This window comes from Novipirellula artificiosorum (assembly GCF_007860135.1).
GTDB lineage: Bacteria > Planctomycetota > Planctomycetia > Pirellulales > Pirellulaceae > Novipirellula_A > Novipirellula_A artificiosorum.
Genome location: NZ_SJPV01000034.1, coordinates 1 through 22,494 on the forward strand (window position 1 = coordinate 1; position 22,494 = coordinate 22,494).

The 22,494-nt window shown below is 56.1% G+C and carries 19 protein-coding genes and 1 pseudogene; 15 read left to right on the forward strand and 5 right to left on the reverse strand.

Annotated features, from left to right (window positions below; translation table 11 throughout):
* Positions 1 to 321: hypothetical protein (locus tag Poly41_RS35345; RefSeq protein WP_231616145.1), on the reverse strand; the 321-nt coding region annotated here is incomplete at its 3' end.
* Between Poly41_RS35345 and Poly41_RS34660 the strand changes: the two genes are divergently transcribed.
* Both Poly41_RS34660 and Poly41_RS32910 read left to right on the forward strand, forming a co-directional pair.
* Positions 320 to 1,108, forward strand: a complete 789-nt coding sequence (locus tag Poly41_RS34660; protein WP_197231966.1) for a hypothetical protein — start codon at positions 320 to 322, stop codon at positions 1,106 to 1,108. The two genes, Poly41_RS35345 and Poly41_RS34660, sit on opposite strands and share 2 nt — an antisense overlap.
* 365 nt (positions 1,109 to 1,473) lie before the next feature.
* The gene (locus tag Poly41_RS32910; RefSeq protein ID WP_146531620.1) at positions 1,474 to 2,577 is read left to right on the forward strand and encodes a TIGR03067 domain-containing protein; all 1,104 of its coding nucleotides are present in this window, start codon (positions 1,474 to 1,476) and stop codon (positions 2,575 to 2,577) included.
* Positions 2,578 to 3,472: 895 nt separating this feature from the next.
* Here Poly41_RS32910 and Poly41_RS32920 read toward each other — a convergent pair.
* The 3 genes from Poly41_RS32920 to Poly41_RS32930 form a co-directional block, all read right to left on the reverse strand.
* Positions 3,473 to 3,676 (reverse strand): hypothetical protein, encoded by a 204-nt coding sequence (locus Poly41_RS32920; protein ID WP_197231967.1) that lies wholly within the window; start codon positions 3,674 to 3,676, stop codon positions 3,473 to 3,475.
* A gap of 258 nt (positions 3,677 to 3,934) precedes the next feature.
* Positions 3,935 to 4,642 (reverse strand): hypothetical protein, encoded by a 708-nt coding sequence (locus Poly41_RS32925; protein WP_146531622.1) that lies wholly within the window; start codon positions 4,640 to 4,642, stop codon positions 3,935 to 3,937.
* 203 nt (positions 4,643 to 4,845) lie between these two features.
* Positions 4,846 to 5,073: a hypothetical protein gene (locus tag Poly41_RS32930; RefSeq protein WP_146531623.1), complete on the reverse strand. Its 228-nt coding sequence runs from the start codon at positions 5,071 to 5,073 to the stop codon at positions 4,846 to 4,848.
* 590 nt (positions 5,074 to 5,663) lie between these two features.
* On the opposite strand from Poly41_RS32930, the gene Poly41_RS32935 reads away from it, so the two are divergent.
* The 13 genes and pseudogenes from Poly41_RS32935 (at position 5,664) to Poly41_RS32990 (ending at position 20,884) form a co-directional block, all read left to right on the forward strand.
* On the forward strand, positions 5,664 to 6,146 hold the full coding sequence (locus Poly41_RS32935; protein WP_197231968.1) for a MarR family winged helix-turn-helix transcriptional regulator: 483 nt from the start codon (positions 5,664 to 5,666) through the stop codon (positions 6,144 to 6,146).
* A 58-nt stretch (positions 6,147 to 6,204) separates the two neighbouring features.
* Positions 6,205 to 7,626 (forward strand): DUF1254 domain-containing protein, encoded by a 1,422-nt coding sequence (locus Poly41_RS32940; protein ID WP_146531625.1) that lies wholly within the window; start codon positions 6,205 to 6,207, stop codon positions 7,624 to 7,626.
* 22 nt (positions 7,627 to 7,648) lie between these two features.
* Entirely contained in the window at positions 7,649 to 8,677 is a 1,029-nt protein-coding gene (locus tag Poly41_RS32945) for a DUF1214 domain-containing protein (protein ID WP_197231969.1), read from the forward strand.
* Between the two features lie 326 nt (positions 8,678 to 9,003).
* Positions 9,004 to 9,381: pseudogene (locus Poly41_RS35905) on the forward strand (DUF1254 domain-containing protein); the annotation flags it as partial.
* A gap of 126 nt (positions 9,382 to 9,507) precedes the next feature.
* Positions 9,508 to 10,266 carry a DUF1214 domain-containing protein gene (locus Poly41_RS35910; RefSeq protein WP_390621521.1) on the forward strand — a complete coding sequence of 253 codons (759 nt, stop codon included), beginning with the start codon at positions 9,508 to 9,510 and terminating at the stop codon, positions 10,264 to 10,266.
* A gap of 108 nt (positions 10,267 to 10,374) precedes the next feature.
* Complete coding sequence (locus Poly41_RS32955) at positions 10,375 to 11,397, forward strand: DUF1214 domain-containing protein (protein WP_146531627.1); 1,023 nt, start codon at positions 10,375 to 10,377, stop codon at positions 11,395 to 11,397.
* A 56-nt stretch (positions 11,398 to 11,453) separates the two neighbouring features.
* A complete protein-coding gene (locus Poly41_RS32960) occupies positions 11,454 to 13,619 on the forward strand; it encodes an arylsulfatase (RefSeq protein ID WP_146531628.1) in 2,166 nt (721 codons plus the stop codon).
* A 260-nt stretch (positions 13,620 to 13,879) separates the two neighbouring features.
* Positions 13,880 to 14,191 carry a hypothetical protein gene (locus Poly41_RS32965; RefSeq protein WP_197231970.1) on the forward strand — a complete coding sequence of 104 codons (312 nt, stop codon included), beginning with the start codon at positions 13,880 to 13,882 and terminating at the stop codon, positions 14,189 to 14,191.
* A 14-nt stretch (positions 14,192 to 14,205) separates the two neighbouring features.
* Complete coding sequence (locus tag Poly41_RS32970) at positions 14,206 to 16,563, forward strand: arylsulfatase (protein ID WP_146531629.1); 2,358 nt, start codon at positions 14,206 to 14,208, stop codon at positions 16,561 to 16,563.
* A 177-nt stretch (positions 16,564 to 16,740) separates the two neighbouring features.
* Positions 16,741 to 17,085 (forward strand): DUF3302 domain-containing protein, encoded by a 345-nt coding sequence (locus tag Poly41_RS32975; RefSeq protein ID WP_146531630.1) that lies wholly within the window; start codon positions 16,741 to 16,743, stop codon positions 17,083 to 17,085.
* Positions 17,082 to 17,264, forward strand: coding sequence for a hypothetical protein (locus Poly41_RS32980; protein WP_146531631.1), 183 nt, complete (start codon positions 17,082 to 17,084; stop codon positions 17,262 to 17,264). The genes Poly41_RS32975 and Poly41_RS32980 overlap by 4 nt, the downstream gene beginning before the upstream one ends.
* Complete coding sequence (locus tag Poly41_RS32985) at positions 17,261 to 18,382, forward strand: HlyD family secretion protein (protein WP_146531632.1); 1,122 nt, start codon at positions 17,261 to 17,263, stop codon at positions 18,380 to 18,382. The genes Poly41_RS32980 and Poly41_RS32985 overlap by 4 nt, the downstream gene beginning before the upstream one ends.
* A gap of 141 nt (positions 18,383 to 18,523) precedes the next feature.
* Positions 18,524 to 20,884 carry an arylsulfatase gene (locus Poly41_RS32990; protein WP_146531633.1) on the forward strand — a complete coding sequence of 787 codons (2,361 nt, stop codon included), beginning with the start codon at positions 18,524 to 18,526 and terminating at the stop codon, positions 20,882 to 20,884.
* A gap of 263 nt (positions 20,885 to 21,147) precedes the next feature.
* Here the strand turns inward: Poly41_RS32990 and Poly41_RS32995 are convergent, their stop codons facing one another.
* Positions 21,148 to 22,347: a serine/threonine-protein kinase gene (locus Poly41_RS32995; protein WP_146531634.1), complete on the reverse strand. Its 1,200-nt coding sequence runs from the start codon at positions 22,345 to 22,347 to the stop codon at positions 21,148 to 21,150.
* Positions 22,348 to 22,494: the final 147 nt, after the last annotated feature.

Consider the following 22,494-nt stretch of genomic DNA (forward strand, 5'->3'; position numbering starts at 1 on the left):
CTGGAGATCGAAAGGTAAGCCAGCAGTGGGACGGTCTACAACCAGATTTCCTTGATGGCACCAACGGCTGTAGAAGCACCCTTGTTTGCCGTGCAACGTCGATGCGCAACTCGCGGCGGTTGCATCGGCCTGCGCGAGTTGGCTCGAACGCTTCAGCGTAGTCTTCCTGAGATCCCGGACCAGATTCGGGGGAAAACGCGGCGAACCGGCTAGGCTGCGGCCTTTGGCTTTTGGGTAAATAGGTCCTAATATTTTAGTCCGTTCGTCGTATAACAGTTGAGTCATCGGATCGTAGCGCAACACATGGAGCCCAAGGTACATGCCCGCTTTTCGAAACATCCTTGCTGTCGTCTTTCTCTTGACCGCGATTTCTTCCATCGGGTTCAAGCGAGCGGAGGCCGAAGCTCCCTCGGCCGAGACTCCGAGTGGGGTCGTCGCTCGCTGGCTCCAACTACATCGAATGGGCGATCGCCAGAAAGCGTCAGCCCTGACCACGGGGTCCCGCGACCACTCCGCGGACGTCTTGCTCCCCTCGAAGCGTGGCACCGGCGTTCGCGTTGCGCGGTCTCTCGGCAACGAGCGTGCGGCGGCTGTCGTCACCACCAAGCTGGACAATGTTGGTGACGACGAGCGAGTACTGTTGTTTTGGCTCGTAAGACGCGATGGCGTCTGGCGAATCAACAAATCCGACAAAGAGAATAGGCGGGTTGTGGACGAGCGGCTGCGCGGGTTTTTGGAAGCTGGCGACGTGCGCTGGTACGTTCAACGCGGCCAGTTATTGGGCCGGTGGGAGGCCGGTCCTTGCGGACCACCCATTATCAGTGGTGTTGCTTGCGGGAGTCGGCTTGAATTCGGTGATGACAACCATTACCTACTCGTTGCCTGGGGACCTGGCGGTCCGCCCGACATGTTCGAAGGTGACGACGTGATGCATGGCGTCTGGCGATTAACCACTGATCGCATTCTAATGTCAAATCAGGGTCAAACGCATGAATGCCGAGTCGTCTGGCTGGCAGACAACCTTCTTGTTATCCAGTCTTCTGATGGCGGGGATCGCGCAACGTACGAACGTTGCGACACGATTTCGGTCAGCGACGAAGGAAAGTAAGGGTACGACCCGGCGTTAAGCTGATTGGATCAACACCGGGCTTCGAGTGTATTGGCGCAGATTTTGCCTCAGTTTTGGCAGGCCATCTTGGCGTTCTTTTGTCGTCGATGCACTGTATTAAAACGCATATTCTGTGGCAAATCGAAACACGCATCGATATCGCAAACACCCCCAGGGGTTACTTACTGAGTCCGGGCGAAGCAAAGAGCCATTCATGCCAAAACTCTTCCGACAACAACGCTGGCTTACGAAGAGTGCCGGTTTCACGTTCGGTTTTTGGAAGCTGGATTGGCTTCCCCGATTCAACGTGACGCCGTTTCCTTCAACAAGTCTATCCCGTTGAACGTTTCAACCAGAAGTATTTCATGAGACCTTTCCTTCCAATTGTCCTGGTCGCGCTCACGCTCGCTGCCCAATCGCAGTTGACGTTTTCCCAGCAGCCCATTGCACAGGGAGAATGGACGTACAAGAACGGAAAACCCGATCGCGTCACATTCGTCTACGGGGCGGCATTGACGGACGAGGAAGTCGATCAACTCTCTAGCTATACGAGTCTCACTCAAATCGTCATGGGATATGCGGGAGTCGACTCAGAATTCGTCGAAATTGAAGGCGATCTCTCGAAGCTAGGGCGATTGAAGAACCTGGAGGAAGTCCATCTATGTGTCGACGCTTTGAAAGATGATGATCTCAGGTTTATTGCCCACTTGCCGAAACTCCAAATTCTCGAATTCAACGCCGATAATGGGTATGACGAAATCCACGAGATCCCGGTTTGCACGGATCGATGTGCCAATTATCTTCGCGCAGCAACGACGCTTCGAAGCTTGATAATCCACGATGGGCAGTTCACGGACAAGTTTGTCGATAAGATCACCGAGGGCCTGCCCAACTTAGAGGAGTTGTCGCTGAATTCGGCGGAATTCACCGACGAGTCACTACGACTGCTCGCAGAACGATGCAAGAAGCTGAATTCGCTTTCGATCGCGTCAAACCACTTCACTGCCGAAGGCCTCAAGCACCTCGACAAATTGCCGAATCTGGAGAAATGGTTCGTTAGTTCGCCCGCCTTGCGCAAAAGGAGCAATCCCAAGGAAATCGAAAAACTCTTAGGCACGTGGGAATACGTGTCGGCGACTTATGAAGGACAGCCAAAGGACGTTGAGAAGAAAAACGAAACGATCACCCTAACAAAGGACAGTTGGACGCTTCGACGAAACGGGAAATTCATCAGTAGCTCGACTTGGGAAGTCGATTCGACAAGGAGCCCAAAGTGGCTGACTGTATTCACCCAAGGAGGCAAAGTTAACTTCCTGGGTCGATGGGTTTACAAATTTGACGGCGAGCAATTGGTACTTTGTCAATCGTCGTGGATGGATGAGCGTCGACCCAAGGAATTCATCTCTCAAAAAGGCGATAAGCAATACTTGGTCGTCCTCCGTCGAAAGGACTCAGGAAAAACGGATTGATGATGACGGCCTTGGATTGATGGTCAGTCCATAGGGTTCTGAAACCAACGTCCTGGTTCCGTGCTCAAGACTGGGGAGCCGTCACTTCACAGGACTATGGAAACTAAGAGCCTATCCGAAAACCCAATCGCGAGATTCGAAACGCTCGTGTTTCACGTCCTGACAAAAATTAATGGAACAGGTCTTCGCATAGGCTCTAAGGGCGTTTGGTGTGCCCTTCCCCATGAAGGCAAGACCGTTCGCTACGTGAAGGCGGTTGCATCGACGAATGTTGCTTAGTTTTTGCTAAGTCCTTTTAGCATCTGAAGTTTCGCTTCAGCTCTCGGGACAGAGAGTGGAACGTAGTGTTTGTGCCTTCGCTTGTGTCGCCTTGGTTCGAATCGATTTGGTCGATCCTTTACTCGGTGTTGCACGATCGCGGCGAGCAACTGCTGGTACAGAGAGATCCTTGTTGCACTGTTGTGGTTCCCGATGAGTGCGATGACTGGCTGGAATGCTTCCAGCGTCTGCAGTGTGCCTTTGAAGCTAATCGTACGCGGTAGCAGGCTGTTCTGGGTAGCCGCTTGAGCCATGATGGTGCGGATCAAGTTGTACGCCAGAACGTGTGTCCAGATCTCCTTTCGAACCAGTTCCGGAGTCTTGCCGCGTAGGCACTCCACTTCAGCACAACAGCGTGTAGTCCCGAGTATTTCTTTGCTCGGCGTGTTAATGCAGCATCGCCCGATGGAAGGAAGACCAGGTGATCTAAATCGGCGCATGCCAAGCATAAAGCTCCTCGCTCACCCGCGAGAGTGATCCAGGCCTTTCGCCCAAGTTGCTCGTGACACTCGTCGCAAGTCGAGTCCCGATTGGAAATGAATACCTTCAGATCCGCCGTCTTGCTCATGAATTTTACTCACTCCCCATCATCTGGAGTCAGATACTCCCACATCCCATTCTGGTGCAACCAAATCGGATCAGCATTACTGGCGACGAACTCGTCAACTGGTAAGCCGTCGATTAACTGAGGCCGCGGGACTCTTTTTTGTTTGCCATTGACGAAGACCGTGATGTACTTCTCTTTCCGTTCGCGTCTCGCTCGCTTTTCGGCGCTCGTCAACTTTCGCTTCCGTTTTCGCACCTTATGCTCCGTGCTGCTTATTCAGAACTCTCTGCAATCTGCCATAAGTAGATTCTGCGATATCCCGACCTGAAAATCCACCTCCGGGTTGACGGGATCTTCCAGCCAACCTGCGGAGGTGTTCGCACCGAAGCGTCCAAGCGGTTTTGCTTCGTGCGATAGACTGGTCCAACCGAACGCAGGTTAGGGGCAATCGTGTGGTATCGCTCGAGGAAATTTTCACCGCCTTTGGCGTGCCTACACTGCGCCGGGGATCTGCGCTGCCCAGTCGCGATAGGGATTTAGCGACGGTGGCGGCTGCCGTTCAGCCTCCGTCACGATGGCATTGGGTAGGCTCGTATCGCGTCCGAAGGCGGACGCGATCTGCTTGGCGATCTCGTTCACTGTCCAGGCGAGTCCGCGTCCCGTGCCCGGCGCGATGGAGGTAGTCGCAACGTTGATCATGGCGTGCACGATCTGAGCGTGTAGGTTGCTGTCGAGCGCCGACAAGAAGCGACGAGCTCGGCTCGGTTGGTGGTGCTGTGAATACACCAGGTCATACATGTCCCGGTTCCAAAGCTGGTACGTCTGGTAAAGGGCCTCCCAGAGATCGTCGCCAGATCGGAACCGATCCCAGAAGTGGCCCCAGGTTCGGTTGGGACTGAGGTGACTCTCGTAGAATTCCCGCTCCCGCGGGAAGAACTCAAACATCTCGGCGTCCGACAAAGTAGGACGGCCGGAGCCTTGGTGATAACCGGGTCGCCGCGGGCTGACGCTTGTCCAGATGAGTTGTCGCCCAAACAAGACGGCTGCATTGGCCTGCGGAAAGCACAACGCTTCGAGGTACTGTCGCGCGCCCCGGTTTGCCCATTGCGGGATGACCAATGACGTCCGTCCTCTGCCGGCCAAGCTACCGCGAATGTACTCCATCCGCGTCCGTTCAGCGTGTTGACATCTCTCGCACATTTTCGCCTCCTCCATCCAAGCATGATGAACGCTTCAGAAAGCGGTTCCGGTTGGCCGATCACATCGCCGCGAAAACCAGACTCTGTCTTGCAGTGCAAACAGAAACACGGACCGAGTCGATCTCCCAACACCGGTCTGACCGGTATTTCTGTGGAGCAATGCGCGTGCCAATAGGAAATCCGCGGCGGTTGCAACTCGAAACTTCAAAACGGCGTGCTAAGAAGCACGACAATGGGCCAATGAGCGCGCAACCCGACTCTCAGGTCGTGACCTGATTCATTCGGAGCCAATGTCTGGTTGTCGCGCGTCGGCAACGCAGGAACTGAGCCGGGCAAGATGATCGCGCTGAGCCATGAGCCTTGCATGACCGATTGACCGACAGGCTCGGAGTTGTCGGCAGTGAAACGGTCTGCGGCATCGACTTCCGTCACTCAATGACCACAAAACTGCCGTGCGGTGAAATCGTGCGTGTCAGAGGGCTTCGCCGGGGTCAGGCCTTGTGTCCAGTTTGCGATGGGAATTTGCCGCTGAATACATGGCGAAGAAAGGAATCGTGTAAATGATCTAACTTCAGTTCGTCGCCCCCGTCTATGCAAGTAGCGGCGATCGGATGTTCGAGATCGTCGAATACGGCAATGGTGCGAAACTGGCCTTAACAGTTTTGCGATTTCAGTTTTCTAACTCGCGTCGGGTGCATCGGCTTCCGCATCGTAGCGAAATCGGTTCAGCGCACTCTCCTCAGAATCTCGGACCAGATTGAGAGGAAACTGCAGCCAAGCGGCGCAACTACCAGAGGTGTTGATACCGAAGCGGCAGAGCGGTTTTTCTTCGAGACAGCGAGTGGTCAAACCTCGGCATTTTCAGCGATCCTCGAGTTGCAGGCGGTCGTGGACACCGACGCGAGATGCAGACTCTGGTTCAACTCTGGCAGGGTGAAGAGCCACGCACCGCAATTACTTGACGTGGTCAATTGTTTCAGGTAACAATATACGTGGGTGTCCGTAAGCAGGAGAGAATGGAGATGACATTGTTCACGTTGCCAGAGGCCACTATCGCCAAGCAAGGTCGCTCGATTCACTCCAGCACGGGTTACTGGGTGACGCGTCTTGCCAGAGCGATGGAGTGCGACTTTGAGAATCGGCTGAACGCTCACGGCGTATCACGCGCCGCGTGTGCGATCCTGAGTGCGATCACGAATGACGGAAAGACCACGCCTGCATCGCTCGCGTCATTCATCGGGATTGACGCGGCTGCAATCACTCGGCACTTGGATCGCCTCGAAGAGCAAGGCCTTCTCGTTCGGGAGCGAAGCGCTGCAGATCGGCGCGTCGTGAATCTCAAATTGACTCGCAAGGGCTCCCGACTCGTTCCCAAGCTCGTTGCCGATTCAAAGGCGACCAATATGAAGTTTCTGGCCAGTCTGACTTTGGCGGAGAAGAAGGGTTTGCAGGAGATCATGCAAAAGATGCTGGCCAACAGCGATCTGGTCCCGGGAGATATTTAGCGATGCGGACGTGCCTGAGTGAGATGCAGGTGGCCCCAATCTCGATTGGAGAAGAAAAATGATACGAAGCCTTCACGTTCTTGGATCGACGCTCTCGCTAGTCGCGTTCGCGTTTCTCACATCGCTCGACTCGCAAATTTTGCATGCTGACGAAGTGATCACTCCGGGGGAAGCCCGCGCCGTCGCCAAGGAAGCCTACACCTACGCGAACCCGGTGGTGGACAGCTACCGCGTGATTCACGGCTACTTCCTGGACCCAGAAAATCCCGAGTTCAAGGGGCCCTTGAACGAGATCAAGAACATCCCCCGGGTCTACACGCACGAGGACAAGGCGGTTCAGACGCCCAATTCCGATACGCCTTACAGTTGGCTGGGGCTCGATTTGCGGGCCGAGCCGTTCGTGCTGACTGTACCCAAAATCGAAAAGGATCGCTACTTCAGCATCCAGCTCATCGACCTCTACACCCACAACTTCGCCTACATCGGCAGCCGCACCACCGGCAACGACGGTGGCAGCTTCCTCATCGCCGGCCCCGGATGGGACGGTGCCGTTCCCGAAGGCATCACGAAAGTCTTCCGCCCGGAAACCGAACTGATACTGGCGGTCTACCGGACGCAGCTCTTTAACCCCGATGACCTGGAAAAGGTGAAAGCCATCCAGTCCCGCTACAAGGTGGAAAAACTTTCCTCCTTCCTCGGCAAGCCGGCCGCCGGGGCGGCACCGGCGATCGATTTCATCGAGCCGGTCTCTCAGGAGGAGGTCCGCGAGTCGCCCAAGGTTTTCGAGCAACTGAACTTCGTGCTGCAGTTTTGCCCGACCCACCCTTCCGAAGTGGAGTTGATGAAGCGTTTCGCCAGGCTGAATATCGGTGCTGGCATGACCTTCGATTGGGATGCGTTTTCCCCTGAGATCCAGGAAGCGATCGGTCAGGGCATTGCGGATGCTTGGGCTGACTTCGGAGAGCTGAAAAAGAAGGCGGACGCCGGGGAGCTCGGTTCCGGCGATGCCTTTGGCACCCGTGAGCACCTCGACAATAACTATCTCTACCGCATGGCGGCCGCCGTGCTCGGGATCTGGGGCAACAGCGAGGAAGAATCCATCTACCCGGCCTACTATGTCGATGCCAACGGCGAAAAACTCGACGGCTCCCACCGTTACACGCTGCGATTCGCGCCGGATCAGTTGCCTCCCGTCGAGGCGTTCTGGTCGCTGACCATGTATGAACTGCCGACCAGCCTGCTGACGGAGAACCCCCTCGACCGTTACCTGCTCAATTCGCCCATGCTGGAGGGTTTTGTGCGCGACGACGACGGAGGAATCACGCTCTACCTGCAGGACGAATCCCCGGGTAAAGACAAGGAAGCCAACTGGCTTCCGGCACCCGCGGGGCCATTCTCCGCGATCCTGCGTCTCTACTGGCCCAAGAAAGAAGCCTTGGATGGCACCTGGACGATGCCGCCGTTGGCGCGGGTCGAATAATCAGACACCAAAGAGGATCGTCATGAAAATTGGCCACATCACCACACTCACCAGCATCCTGCTAACCCTAGGCTCGACACCCCTCAAGGCCGAAGAAGTGGTCCCCCTGACCATTGAACATTTCCCCACTGCCGAGACGCATCACATGATGAAGGTCGCGATCGACAACTTCGATTGCTTTGGCCAATGGGCCCACCTGCGCGGCTTCACACCAATGGACCAGCAGACCGTGGTGCGAATGAACCGTGACACCCTCTACTCCTCCATCGTGCTCGATCTCACCGAACCCGCGACCCTGGTCAAAGGCGACACTCAGGGCCGCTACCAATCCGTTCTCGTGATGAATGAGGGGCACTTTGCCAAGCTCGTTGCCTATGAGCCCGGCGAATACGAACTGACCCAGGAGGCCATGGGGAGTCGGTATGTCGCCATCATCGCGCGAACCCTCGTCGATGCCGAAGACCCTGAAGATGTCGCGGCGGCCCACAAAGCGCAGGACGGCCTGGGAGTGAAGCAGAAGTCCAAGGGTCGGTTTGATGTGCCCAACTGGGATCCCGAAGCGCTGGGAGAAATGCGCGAGGCGCTCAAGACCCTGGGCAACTACCTCCCCAGTCGCGACCATTCTTTCGGAGCCAGCATTGAGGACGTCGATCCGATCGATCACCTCGTTTCCACCGCGGATGCCTGGGGCGGCTGGAAGCCCGAACATGCGGTCTACCGCAATTTTGTGCCGCAGCAAAACGATGGCAAGACGGCCTACACCCTGACGTTGAAAGACGTTCCCGCAGGCGACAACGCGTTCTGGTCCATCAGTGTCTACAACGAGGAAGGGTTCTTTCAAGAGAACCAGTCCGGCAGATACGTCGTGAACAGCCGCACGCCGCAAGCAGACGAAAACGGAGCGGTCACCATCCACTTCGGCGGGGATTCGTCCCGGCCCAATTTTCTGCCGATCATGCCCGGCTGGAATTACATGCTCCGCATCTATCTGCCAAAGAAACCCTACTTTGACGGCACGTGGAGCGCACCCGAGGCACAGGCTGCAAAGTAGTGACAAAACCCCAAAAGGCCAACTGATCAGAGAACCCCAACTCCATTCACCAAGAAAAAGCAATCACCGTGAAAACAAGCACCACTTTGAACATCGCCACCTTTGCGCTGGTGGTAATGGGGACTACCTGGCCAGCAGTGGCACAAGACGCCCCAAAGCCGAAATACGCTGCGGATGTGCCGGAATTCCTGCTTACCCCGGATCAAGTAGAGACCGATTTCCTCGGCACCCTCGAATTTTTCGATGGGATGCCCAGCGAATCGACAGCCAAGAAAACCTATGACTTTCTCGACCTGTCGCGAGGCGTGGATGCTTTCCTGAACGGAATGCCGGCAGCCTCCATCGATGCCTTCCTCGAGGGACTCAAAGAAGCGGGAGTGGAACCCGGCGACCTCGGGATTACCGAAAGCCTGCTGGATGCCCGCGGCCTGTTGTTGACGGCCCAGTCAACGACCCCGTATGCCTTGGCAGAGATTGACCTGAAAAATGGTCCGGTTGTCGTAGAGATTCCCGGACCTGTTTTGGGCATAGTGGACGATGCCTTTTTCCGCTTTGTCTGCGACGTTGGCCTGACTGGCCCCGATCAGGGTAAGGGTGGGAAATATCTGTTTATTGGGCCGGGTTACGAGGGGGAGATCCCTGAAGGCTACTTTGTCGCGAAATCCAGGACCTACCGGCACTGGCTGCTCATGCGCGTCTTCGTGAAAGATGGTGACCTGGAGGCGTCCACCAAAGAGCTGAAGGAAGGCTTTCGCTGCTACCCTCTCGCGCAAGCAGACAAGCCACCAAAGCAAAAAGTTCACGACCTTTCCGGCAAGAAGTTCAATACCATTCATGCCAACGATGAGCACTTCTATGAAGAACTGAACGCAGTGATTCAATACGAGCCCGCAGATGCCTTCGATCCCGAGCTCGTTGGGCTCTTCGCCGCCATCGGCATCAAAAAAGGCGAACCGTTTGCACCGGATGCGCGCATGCAAAAACTTCTCAAAGACGCGGCTGCCATCGGCAACGCCACCGCACGATCCCTGACCTTCAGTCCGCGCAGCAAGGCAGTCTATTTCTATCCGGATCGCCAGTGGTATTCCTCCTTCGCCGGCGGCAGCCACGAGTTCATGAACGACGGTGAGCTGGTTCTCGATGATCGCATCATGTTCCACTACGCGGCTACCGGAATCACCCCCGCCATGGCCGCGCCGAAAGTGGGAACAGGGTCGGCCTATGCCGCTGCATCCAAGGATGCTGGAGGCCAATATCTCGATGGAGGTAAAACCTACAAAGTCACCCTGCCTGCGCCGATTCCAGTCAACAACTTCTGGTCCTTCATGGTGTATTCGGGGCAACACCGCTCCATGCTGGAAACCGACCAGAAATCGGCCGGCATCGACAGCACGATGCCTTCTGTCAAACCCAACCCGGACGGTTCCTACACCGTCTGGTTCGGTCCTGATGCGCCGGAAGGTCACGACGGCAATTGGATCCAAACTCTTCCCGGGAAAAGCTATCTTACCCTCCTCCGTCTCTATGGCCCGCTGGAGCCGTGGTTCGACAAAACCTGGAAACCGGGTGATTTCGAGCTTGTGGAGTAATTTCTAACAAACATGCAAAGCCGCCCTTACGGCCGCTCTGGACGCCGCCCAAAACACGGACAACAGACTGGCAGGAAAACCAAAAGTCAATCGCAAGAAAAGATCTCCATGAAAGCAATCATTAGTTCAAGTACCGTCATTCTTACGACAACACTCCTCAGCGCCACTTTGTTCGCCGAGGAGAAAACAGAGCCAGTCACCGTCGCCAACTTCGTGCGGGCCGAATCGGATCACATGATCCGCTCCAACATGAAAATGGTGGGTGCTGGTATTGGCGAGTTCGCCCACTTGCGCGAACCCACCACGCCGGACAACCAGCCGGTGATCCGGATGAACCAGGACACTCTCTATTCAGGGACCGTGCTGGATCTATCCAAGCCTGCCACAATTACGCTGCCGGAGGTCGGTGGTCGCTATATGTCCATGCACGTGGTCAACCAGGACCACTACATGTTCGTGGAATCGAAACCGGGCACCTACGAGCTGACGGAAGAGAAGGTCGGCACACGCTTCGCGCTCGTGACAATACGAACCTTTTACGACGCCGGTGACCCCAACGACCTGGCTAAAGCCCACGCGGCTCAGGACAAATTGGAGTTCAGCGGCGGAGGCCCCGGACCGTTCGAGGCACCAAACTGGGACCTCGACGCCCTCGCCAAGGCACGCAAGTCGCTCAGCGATCTTGCCACCCTCGGCTTTGATTCCACTTACGCCTTCGGGAGCAAGGAAGAGGTCCGTCCGATCGACCACCTCGTCGGCGCCGCGGCCGGGTGGGGCGGTTTGCCGGTCAAGGCTGCCTACTACGAGATAGGCACCGTCGATGAGAACGACGGCAAGACCCCGCATATCGTGACGGTCAAGGACGTGCCGGTCGATGCGTTCTGGTCCATCACCATCTACAACGCCGACGGCTATCTCGAAAAGAACGACCTCGGCCGCAACAGCCTTAACCAGTCCTCCGCTAAACCCAATAAGGACGGCTCGTACACGATCCATTTCGGCGGGGACCCTGAGAGCATCAACTACCTGCCCATCACCGAGGGCTGGAACTACGTGATTCGCATGTATCAGCCACGTAAGGAGATTCTGGACGGCAAGTGGACCTTTCCGAAGATTGAACCGGTGAAATAGACCGAGCGCCAGAGCAAAACTCCCATCCGGAAACTTCAAGCGATCGGAACATCATCATGAAAACGAATCGAATTTCACTCTCTCTCCTATTCACCGCCTTGGTCCTGTTTGTGACCGTGCCTGCATGGGCCCAGGACATCCTGCCGTTTCCCGATCCGCCGATGGGCGGGAGGGTCGGGCCGACCATGCAGCAGTCCGTTCACAAGTGGCGCGAGGCCCCGAGTCATCTGCCCGAGGACGCACCCAACATCCTGATCGTGATGCTCGACGATGCGGGCTTCGGACAGCCGAGTGCCTTCGGCGGTTTAATCGAAACCCCGACGCTGTCGCGGCTGGCCGAGGAGGGCATCGCCTACAACCGCTTTCACACCGTCGCGATGTGTTCGCCGACGCGGGCAGCGTTGATGACCGGCCGCAACCACCATCGGGTCGGTGCCGGCCAGATCGCTGAATTCGCCAACGACTGGGATGGATACACCGGGGTCATTCCGAAGTCCTCAGCGACCATCGCTGAGGTGCTGGGCCACTACGGCTATGCGACATCGGCTTTCGGCAAGGATCACAACACGCCGATCGACCAGATCGCCAACGGACCTTATGACCGCACCCCGACGGGCCGGGGCTTTGACTATTTCTACGGCTTCATCGCGGGGGAAACCTCCCAGTGGGAGCCCGTGCTGTGGGAGAACACCACGCCGATCTCAACGCCCCACCCAGAGAATCACGAGGACTATCACCTCACCGAAGACATGGCCGACAAGGCGATCACCTGGATGCGGCGGCACCTCGCTGTGAACCCGGATCGGCCCTTCCTGATGTGGTGGACACCGGGCGCCGTGCACGGGCCCCATCACGTGGCCAAAAAATGGGCGGACAAATACAAGGGCAAGTTCGACGACGGTTGGGATGCCTACCAGCGGCGTACCTTCCAGCGCCAGAAGGAAATGGGCTGGATCCCGGCTGATACCAAGCTGGCTCCTCGCCCGAAAGAAATGCCCGCCTGGAAAGATATCCCCGAGGACCAAAGAGCATTCCAGACGCGGCTGATGGAAGTCTATGCCGGATTCCTCGAGCATACCGATGTCCAGGTCGGCAAACTGATTGACGAACTGGATGAGCGCGGCATCCGCGACAACACAATGGTCATCTACATTCTCTCGGACAACGGCGCGTCGGACTGGGGCGGCACGCGCACGCCCATGGTCATCTCGTGGCCGAAACGCATCAAGCCGGACGATACGCCGCGTTCGCAATTCGCCCATGTCAACGACGTGGTACCGACGATCTATGATCTGCTCGAGATTACGCCCCCGAAAGTCGTCGATGGCCACGAGCAGGATCCGATCGACGGGGTGAGCTTCGCCTACACCTTCGATTCTCCTGATGCTGCGGAGCAGAAGACGAGCCAGTATTTCGACATCATGGGCAGCCGTGGTATCTATCACGAAGGCTGGATGGCCAGCACTTTCGGACCCCGGATACCGTGGGTGGCTGCGATGCCGGACCTTTCCAACTGGGACCCCATGCAGGATGAGTGGCAGTTGTTCGACACCCGCAATGATTTCTCGTTGATGAACGATCTTGCGTCCGAGAATCCCGAGAAGCTGGAAGAACTCAAAAAGCTGTTCATGGAGGAGGCCGAGGAAAACAAGGTGCTGCCCATCGGTGGCGCCCTGTACACAGGGCTCAATCCGCAAGAGATGAAGCGCAGTTCCAACATCCAGTGGACCCTGTTCGAAGGAATCACCCGGATCCCCGAGAGCGAGGCGCCAAACGTGCGCAACGGCAACCTTCGCGTAGAGATCGAAGCCGAGGTGCCGGAAAGTGTTAGCGGCGTGCTCTTCGCCATGGGGGGCTATGCAGGTGGTGTGAGCCTCTATGCACTGGATGGGACGTTGTACTACGAATACAGCGCGCTGTTGCTTAAACGCGACAAGATCAAGGTCGGGGCACTACCGGCCGGTGAGGTCAAAATCGCCTACGAGATGAGAACCCCGCTGGAACGGGCCGCACCTGCCGAGCTCGAGTTCTGGCTCAACGGCAAGGAGGCCGCAACCGGAAAGGTTCAGCGCACCGTGCCCGCTGTTTTCACAGCATCCGAAACCTTTGATGTTGGAATGGACACGGCTTCGCCGGTTGCGAACGACTACTTCGACAAGGCACCCTTCAAGTTCGGAGGCACTCTGAAACGGCTCCATTTCAAGTATCTGGAAGCAGAGTAGGCGGGGTTTTGCACGCGAGGAAAAGACCGAGACTTTACACCAAGGTAAAGAAATGACCATGAAACGACACGCATCCTCGACGGCATTAAGAAAGTGGCTTGGCTTAAGACCACCATCGAGTAGCCCGCCGAGGGCATCTGGGTGTTCGACGAACTGGACGCGATCCGGACAATGCCAACGGCGTGCTGTACGCGCTGGCGGGGTTTTCCGGTGGTCTCACCTGTTATCTGCGAGATGGTCAGCTGTGCTACGAATTAAACTTGTTTAAGATTGAGCGGACCAAAATTCAATCCAGCGGCAAATTGCCAGCCGGAAAAGCCAAGATTGAAGTTGTCACGCAACTGGTCGACAAGATTGGCGGTCCGCTGGACATCACGTTGAAGGTCAATGGACAGGAAGTTGGCCAGGGTCGCGTTCCACGCGGCATGTCACTTCACTTTACCAACAACGCAACCTTTGACATTGGCGCCGACCTCGACTCGCCGGTTTCACTCGACTACTTCGACGAGGCACCGTTTGTGTTCAATGGCAAGATTGGTCGCACTCACTTCCAATACGCAAGCAAGAAGTAATCGGAGATACGTACATGATTACCAAGCATCTCGGTTGGGCGATTTGCCTGATACTCGTGACCTCGTCGAGCCAGTTGGCAGCGCAGGATAATGGCGCCGTCCTGCCGTTTCCGCCTACTCCGATGGACAGCGTCGTCAAGCCGCGACTGCAAGATTCAACGATGCGGTGGCCCGAGCAGCCAAAGCGGCTGCCCGAAGACGCACCCAACATCCTGATCGTGTTGCTGGACGACACCGGCTTTGGCGTGTCGGAAACCTTCGGTGGCGAAGTCCACACACCGACGTTCTCACGACTGGCGAAAGAGGGCATCCGTTACAACGCGTTTCACACGACATCGATCTGCTCTCCAACCCGCGCCAGCCTGCTCACCGGGCGAAATCACACGTGCGTGGGCAGTGGTACGATTGCCGAGCGCGCCGTGGCCTTCGACGGTTATACAGGCATCATTCCCAAGGAAGCCGCAACCATTGCGGAAGTGCTGCGGCACTATGGGTACGCGACCTCTGCGTTCGGAAAGTGGCACAACACTCCTGCGACAGAAACGACAGCGATCGGCCCCAAAGATCGCTGGCCCAATGGCTACGGATTCGATCACTTCTACGGTTTTCTTGCAGGTGAGACTTCGCAGTGGGAACCACGATTGGTCAAGAATTACGATCACATCGAACCGCCGCACGACGAAACTTACCACTTGACCGAAGACATGGTCGATCAAGCGTTATCGTGGCTGGATGATCGTCAGGCGTATGCACCGGAAAAGCCGTTCCTGATGTACTGGGCGCCCGGAGCAGTGCATGGACCGCACCACGTTTTTCCCGAGTGGGCCGACAAGTACAAAGGCAAGTTCGACGACGGCTGGGACGCGTACCGCAAACGCGTTCACAAGCGACAGATTGAAATGGGCATCATCCCAGCGGACACCAAGCTGACCGATCGCGACGAAACGCTCGATTCGTGGGACAGTATTCCTCAAGAGCAGCATGCGTTCCAACGCCGCTTGATGGAGCTCTACGCGGGCTTCACTGAACACACCGATGTACAAGTAGGACGGCTGGTCGATGGACTGGAGAGTCGCGAACTGAAGGACAACACGTTGATCCTGTACATCTGGGGCGACAACGGCTCCAGCTCGGAAGGTCAACGAGGATCCATTAGTGAACTGCTTGCCCAGAACAACATTCCCAATACGGTTGAACAACAGCTTGCGGCTCTTGATCGACTTGGCGGACTCGACGCCTTGGGCACGCCGAAGACGGACAATATGTATCACGCCGGTTGGGCCTGGGCTGGCAGCACGCCATTCAAAGGCACCAAGTTGTTGGCTTCGTACTTTGGCGGAACTCGCAATCCGATGGTCGTCTCGTGGCCGAAGAAGATTAAGCCGAGTGCCAAGGTCCGTTCGCAATTCCACCACGTGATCGACATCGCTCCGACGCTGTATGAAATCCTGGAGATCACGCCTCCAACGGTGGTCAACGGCTACGAGCAGATGCCGATCGACGGCACCAGCTTTGCTTACACGTTCGACGACGCCGATGCACCGTCGCAGAGCACCACGCAGTTCTTTGACAACAATGGCAGCCGCGCGATCTACAAGGACGGCTGGATGGCCTGCACGTTCGGTCCGTTCATCCCGTGGGACTCACCTGCATCGGTGCCTCGGATCAAGAAGTGGGATTCTGCAACCGACGAGTGGGAACTCTACAACTTGGACGAAGACTTTTCACAGGCCAACAACCTTGCTTCGGCCATGCCAGAAAAACTCGCCGAGTTGAAGGCCGAGTTCATGGAGATTGCAGAAGCCAATAAGGACTTCCCGATCGGAGCCGGCAACTGGTTGCGATTGCATCCCGAAGATCGCATCAAGACGCCTTATACCAGCTGGACCTTCACCGCCAGCACGCGTCGCATGCCCGAATTCACCGCGCCGGGTCTGGGACGCGAAAGCAATCATGTCACCATTGACCTCGACGTCCCTGAAAACGCCAACGGTATCCTGTACGCCGTCGGCGGCTCGAGCGGCGGAGTGACGGTGTACATGGAAGAGGGCAAGTTGAAATACCTTTACAACATGTTGATCATCGAGCAGTACGCAGCCAGCAGCACCGACACCATCGCCCCTGGCAAACACAAAATCGAAGTGGTCACGGACATCGTGGGTCCCGGAAAATCAGGAACGGCCACTCTGCTAGTCGATGGCCAAGAGGTTGGTAAAGCCGAGCTGAAACGAACGGTGCCCGCCGCCTTCACCGCCAGCGAGAGCTTTGACGTTGGAGTTGACCTGGGAGCAACCGTCTCACTCGACTACGCGGACAAGCGTCCCTTCGAATTCAACGGAACGATTCGCACCGTGAAGGTGGAGTTGAAATGACAGTCCGACCTCGCCACTTTGTTCGGGAACAAGTATCGCGGATCACTCCGTGTTCGGATCACTTTTATGAATTCCGCTACGACCGAAGGAGAATACCGAGTTCAACTCAGAACCAATCGGAATCACAACCGCAAGTCAACTGACAACCACATCACCTTTCTCAATTGAGAGCAGCTCATGGACTATCAATTCGAAGCCGTCGGACCGACGTTACGAATCGTGACGCTTGTTTTTATGATTGTCTTTGCGTTCTGTATTCTGGGGCTGCTGGTGGTGCTGGCAGCACTCCCAGGGGCACTTGCCAAACGCAATCGGCACCCTCAGGCAAACACTGTCAACTTACTGGGCTGGCTGGGCTTGCCAACGGGCGCGCTGTGGGTAGTCGCGTTGGCCTGGGCCTATTGGGATTATTCGCCGAAGTCAGGAGTACAGGCGATCTCGTCCGACTTAGAGGGACAACTGACAGCGCTTGAATTGGCAGTCAGCAAGCTCGAGTCATCGTTATCAGGAACCAATCAATGATCCCCGCCTTATTGAGCTGTATTTTTGTGGCCTATTTGTATCACTCTCTGAAGTCCGAAAATTCTGCTGGTGATTCCTCTGTCAGCCAAAACGATCAAACGATCGAAGCACGGCTGAGAGCACTATCACTGCGAGTCGAAAAACTGGCCAACCGAATCGATCAGGGAGGCGAGTCATGAGCTGGATACTTGGAGCAGCCTATTGCTTCGTAATTTGGTTGATCTTTGCGAAGCTGCGCCTGATCCGATTGTCGCTTCCACTGGCAATCATTGCCGGATCGGTGGGACCGTTGTTGATTGTCGCCTTGCTTTTTTGCGCTCAGTATTTCCACCCGTTTTCCAGCAGTGCCCGGGTTTTTAAAAAGACCATTCCGGTGATCGCACAATTGAATCAGCGAGGCCAGGTCATCGAGGTGGTTGTCGAGCCCAATCGACCAGTAAAAAAGGGAGACGTTCTCTTTAGGGTCGACCGGGTGCCGTATGAGACACTGGTCAAACAACTGATTGCCGCCGTCGAAGCGGCCAAACAGGGCAAACAAGTCGCTGAGAGTTCGGTCATTCTCGCTGAAGCAAGTTTAGAGCGAGCGAATGCGGACTTGAAGTTCGCCACGGCCCAGCGAGACCGCCAGGAGGAATTGCTCAGTTCCAATGCGACCAGCGAAGCAGATTACGATCTAGCTGTCACTAGGTACAGCGAAGCCAATGCTGCTGTCTCGCAGGCTACCGCCGCATTGACGCAGGCAAGTCAAAACGTTGGACTCGCAGCCACGAAGATCGAACAAGCGGAATCGCAGCTGGCCGATGCCCAGTACGATCTCGAACATACCACGGTGGTCGCTCCCGGCTACGGCTATGTCACCAACCTTCAATTGATCGAAGGTATGGTGGTGGGCAAAGCAAGTGGGCCAACGATGAGCTTCATCCTCGATGAGGATGAAGACAACCGAGGCGTCGTCGTTGCCGGGTTCAATCAAAAGAACTACCTTCGAATCAAAGAGGGGCAGTACAGCGAAGTGGCGTTGTTCGGTTATCCAGGACAGATCTTTAAAGGACGCGTCGTCAATACGATCGATATGTCGGGCACCGGGCAGTTGCAGGCGTCCGGTAACTTGCCAACGACCTTGGGATCGCAAGCTCCCACCCAGTTCGCGGTCAAGATCAAGCTTGACGATGACTCGATCCGTTTACCGGGTGGATCACAGGCGATCGTGGCGGTCTACACCGAGGATGTGCAGATCGCTGGAATCCCGGTCATGTTTGTGATCCGGGCCCAAAGCTGGCTCCGCTATTTAATGTAGCATTCCGGTCGCCGCCCTTATAAACAGAATCGCTCGGCAATGAGAATTCGAGTCGCTGAGGCCATCAAGGAAGGAACTAGAGCCACTCCATCGCTGCTTTGGATATCACTATTGCACTCTACGACAAAACGGACCCACAACATGAAACCGCTCTGCATTGCATTTCTCATGGCCTTTCCGGCCTGCGCCTATGCCCAGGACATCCTGCCGTTCCCTCCAGCTCCTTCGGGTTCACAAGCTGGTGTGACGATCGAGAGTTCAACTTACAGCAAGCGAGTAGAACCCAAACGCCTTGCCGATGACGCGCCGAACATCCTGATCGTCTTGATCGACGACGTCGGAGCAGGCACGCCGTCGACGTACGGTGGCGAAATCAACACGCCGACACTTAGCCGTATTGCTGGATCAGGCGTCTCGTACAACCGCTTTCACTCGACCGCGATGTGTTCGCCAACACGAGCCGCACTGCTGACCGGCCGCAATCACACGCGAGTCGGCAACGGTCAGATCGCTGCGATCGCAAACGACTTTGACGGGTTTAGCGGCGTGATTCCGAAGACGTCGGCGACCATGGCCGAGGTGCTGAAGGCCTACGGTTACAATACGTCAGCCTTCGGCAAGTGGCATAACACTCCCGAGGAACAGATCACGAACAAAGGACCGTTCGAGTACTGGCCGATCGGTTATGGCTTTGAGTACTTCTATGGTTTTTTGGCCGGTGAGGCATCTCAGTACGAACCGACGATGGTTCGCAATACAAACTACGTTGAACGACCTGAGACCAGCGGTGGAAACGACCACTATCACTTGTCGGAAGACATTGCCGACGATGCGATCACCTGGCTGCGAGATCAAAAAGTGTACTCGCCCGATAAGCCGTTCTTGATGTACTGGGCTCCCGGTGCATCACACGGTCCGCACCAAGTCGCGAAGGAATGGGCCGACAAGTACAAAGGCAAATTCGATGCTGGCTGGGACGCCTATCGTGAGCGCGTCTTTGCGAACCAGAAGAAGCTTGGTTGGATTCCCGCCAACGCAAAGCTAACACCGCGAGTCGATTCGATGGCTTCGTGGGAATCGATCCCAGAGGACGAAAAGCCGTTCCAACGTCGGCTGATGGAGATTTTTGCTGGCTTCACCGAACATGCGGATGCCCAGGTCGGCCGAATCATCGATGAGCTCGAGCGACAAGAGCGTCTGGAAAACACGCTGGTTCTTTACATTTGGGGCGACAACGGATCTTCGTCGGAAGGTCTTTACGGCACGATCAGCGAGCAACTGGCCCAGAACGGGATTCCAACCAAAATCTCCCAACACTTGGAAGCACTCGAAGAGTTAGGCGGACTTGACGTGCTCGGCGGACCGAAAACCGACAACATGTATCACGCCGCTTGGGCCTGGGCAGGTAGCACGCCTTACCGAGGCACAAAGCTACAGGGAGCTTATTTTGGCGGCACCCGACAGCCGATGGCGGTCTCCTGGCCTGCCAAGTTGAAAGCCGACAAGACCGCGCGATCCCAATTTCATCATGTTGTCGATGTCGCACCAACGATCTATGAGTTGCTGGACATTTCCCTTCCCCAAGTGGTTAACGGATTCTCCCAAGATCCGATCGATGGCGTCAGCATGGCCTACTCGCTGGACGATCCCGATGCGGAAGGAACGCGTCACACTCAGTTCTTTGACATCATGGCCAGCCGAGGCGTCTACAACGATGGTTGGTTCGCCTCTGCACGTGGGCCGCGCGAACCTTGGGTCGGTGGTATCCCGCCGGGGATACGCGAGTGGTCGCCTCTGACCGACAAGTGGGAGCTTTTCAATATCGAAGAGGACTGGAGTCAGTCGAATGACTTGTCTGAGCAGAACCCTGCGAAACTGGAAGAGATGAAGTCGCTTTTCTTGACGGAATCGGCGAAGAACAAGAACTTACCGATCGGTGGCGGGCTTTGGTCGACCGTCCTTTACCACCCGGAAGACGCGCCTGCACCGCCCTACACGCAATGGTCGTTTTATGGCCCAGTGTCCGGAACGCCTGAATCAGCGGCTCCTAAACTTGGCAAGGTCAGCAGCAAAGTGGCGATGGAAGTCGAAGTGCCCAAAGGTGCAAGCGGCGTGCTGTACGCACTGGCAGGCTTCTCCGGCGGCCTCACTTGTTACATGGACGATGGTCAGCTGTGCTACGAATTCAACCTGTTTGAAATTGAACGAACAAAGATTCGTTCCGAGGCTTCGATCGCAGCCGGCAAGCGTCAGATCGAAGTCGTCTCAAAGCTTGTCGACAAGATCGGTGGTCCGATCGACGTCTCGTTGTTCGTCGATGGGAATCAAGTTGCCCAGGGGCGTGTTCCCCGAGGCATGTCGTTGCACTTCACCAGCAACGCGACGTTCGACATCGGCCGCGACCAGGACTCGCCTGTTTCGCTGGACTACTACGATCGCGCCCCGTTCGACTTCGAAGGCGAGATCGGAACGACCGAGATTCGCTACACCGAAAAGCAGTAGCCGAAAGTAGGCTCCCACGGAAAATACAAACGCGACGCGCGAGCGAATGAATCCGGAAACACAAACTTGCTTGCGTTTCGTGTTTGTACTGAGCTCGATCAACGACTGTGGTCGCAGTTCCAAAGTCGGCTTGATCGACTCTGGCACGCTCAACTGTGGTAGTATCGTCGGCATCCGTTTGGCCAGCATCGTTTTGCCCGAAATCGAGTGCGTATCAGGTAGGCGTTCCGACAACACTACCATCAGCAGAAAAGAGAAGCATGTCAACGAACCAGAAGGTCAGCGAATTCGGAGGCATTTTGAGGGCGGATGGCGGGATCTTTGGCGAGCGCCGAATGGAGACTTTCGACCGCCTGAAGAGACAGTGCCGCTGGAATTCGGCTGCTGTCCCAAGTTGCCTCGACGACCTGACTCAGGAGTTGCAATTTGTTTTTGCCTTCGAAAATCGGCTTGCCTGTTAGCAGATAGAACATGACCGCTCCTAGCGAGTAGACATCTGCTGCAGGACTAACCTGCTCCGGCGAAACAACGCATTCAGGGGCCATGAACTGGACAGTGCCTGCAATTTCGCCTGACGAGGAAAGATGCTCGTCTTCGATCGAAACAGTGCTCTTGCCTAAGCCAAAATCTAAGACCTTGATAAACTGCTCCGCCGTACCGAAATGCGATACCATGATATTTTGCGGTTTGATATCGCGATGTACCAATCCTGCGTCATGAGCTTCGGCCAATGCCATACAGACCTGGCGGATGATCAACAGTGTGGTCTCTTCTGTTTGCTGCCCATGATATTCAACGAGTTGCGATAGAGTCAGTCCGTCTACTAGCTCCATGACGAAGAAGGGAGAGCCATTCTCGCAGACGCCTGTGTCGAACACTCGAATTGTCGATGGATGGGTTAGGCTCGCAAGGATACGAACTTCTCGCTTGAATCGGCCAAGCGAAACGCCTTTCGAATGCCGCTTGGACAACACTTTGACGGCGACTTTGCGATCAAGCTGTAGGTCGGTGGCACCGAAGACTTGCGAATACCCGCCTTGGCCAATCAGCTCGGAGAGTTGGTATCTACCGTCGAGCATCGGAAGGCCGCCGCGCCACTTTCTTTTCAACCGTGTCTTTGCAAGGTAAACCAGTGGTGGGGCAGCGAGGCAGCAAAGCCCGAGCAGAACCGGCGAGATCAACCAGAAATGAAACCAATAAGCAGAGGAAACCTCTTGTTCAATGATAACGCCCGTTGGGGATCCTCCAGGCACCCAGCTCCACGCCCCAACGACGCGTCGTCCGCGATGGTTCACGTAGGGATCAAGGACAAATCCTGAACGTTGTGCTGCACGGGTCCTACTGAGGGCTGCGGAGGCGATTTGAGTGAGCGCCGCTTGGCCCTGGATTGTGGGACGTGCGACCTCGGTATTTGTCGCGTCGCTGGAAGATACGATCTGGCCGCCATCATTGATCAATGTCACGAGCAGACTTGCCGGAAGACTGAGCTAGTCCCCAATTCCTGTACCACCGGCGGCGAAATTTAAGAAACACCGAGAGTGCCCCTGGTCGGGCATTGAAGTGGAATTGGGTCTGTGGAATGGTTGGTTGTTGGTGACAGCAAGGCTGCC

Bases quoted from the DNA above. Each gene is read 5' to 3' on its own strand.
- Poly41_RS32975 (WP_146531630.1), top strand. From the start codon at position 16,741: ATGGACTATCAATTCGAAGCCGTCGGACCGACGTTACGAATCGTGACG.
- Poly41_RS32980 (WP_146531631.1), top strand. From the start codon at position 17,082: ATGATCCCCGCCTTATTGAGCTGTATTTTTGTGGCCTATTTGTATCAC.
- Poly41_RS32940 (WP_146531625.1), top strand. From the start codon at position 6,205: ATGATACGAAGCCTTCACGTTCTTGGATCGACGCTCTCGCTAGTCGCG.
- Poly41_RS32955 (WP_146531627.1), top strand. From the start codon at position 10,375: ATGAAAGCAATCATTAGTTCAAGTACCGTCATTCTTACGACAACACTC.
- Poly41_RS32910 (WP_146531620.1), top strand. From the start codon at position 1,474: ATGAGACCTTTCCTTCCAATTGTCCTGGTCGCGCTCACGCTCGCTGCC.
- Poly41_RS32990 (WP_146531633.1), top strand. From the start codon at position 18,524: ATGAAACCGCTCTGCATTGCATTTCTCATGGCCTTTCCGGCCTGCGCC.
- Poly41_RS32945 (WP_197231969.1), top strand. From the start codon at position 7,649: ATGAAAATTGGCCACATCACCACACTCACCAGCATCCTGCTAACCCTA.
- Poly41_RS32960 (WP_146531628.1), top strand. From the start codon at position 11,454: ATGAAAACGAATCGAATTTCACTCTCTCTCCTATTCACCGCCTTGGTC.
- Poly41_RS32925 (WP_146531622.1), bottom strand. From the start codon at position 4,642: ATGTGCGAGAGATGTCAACACGCTGAACGGACGCGGATGGAGTACATT.
- Poly41_RS32970 (WP_146531629.1), top strand. From the start codon at position 14,206: ATGATTACCAAGCATCTCGGTTGGGCGATTTGCCTGATACTCGTGACC.
- Poly41_RS32985 (WP_146531632.1), top strand. From the start codon at position 17,261: ATGAGCTGGATACTTGGAGCAGCCTATTGCTTCGTAATTTGGTTGATC.
- Poly41_RS32935 (WP_197231968.1), top strand. From the start codon at position 5,664: ATGACATTGTTCACGTTGCCAGAGGCCACTATCGCCAAGCAAGGTCGC.
- Poly41_RS34660 (WP_197231966.1), top strand. From the start codon at position 320: ATGCCCGCTTTTCGAAACATCCTTGCTGTCGTCTTTCTCTTGACCGCG.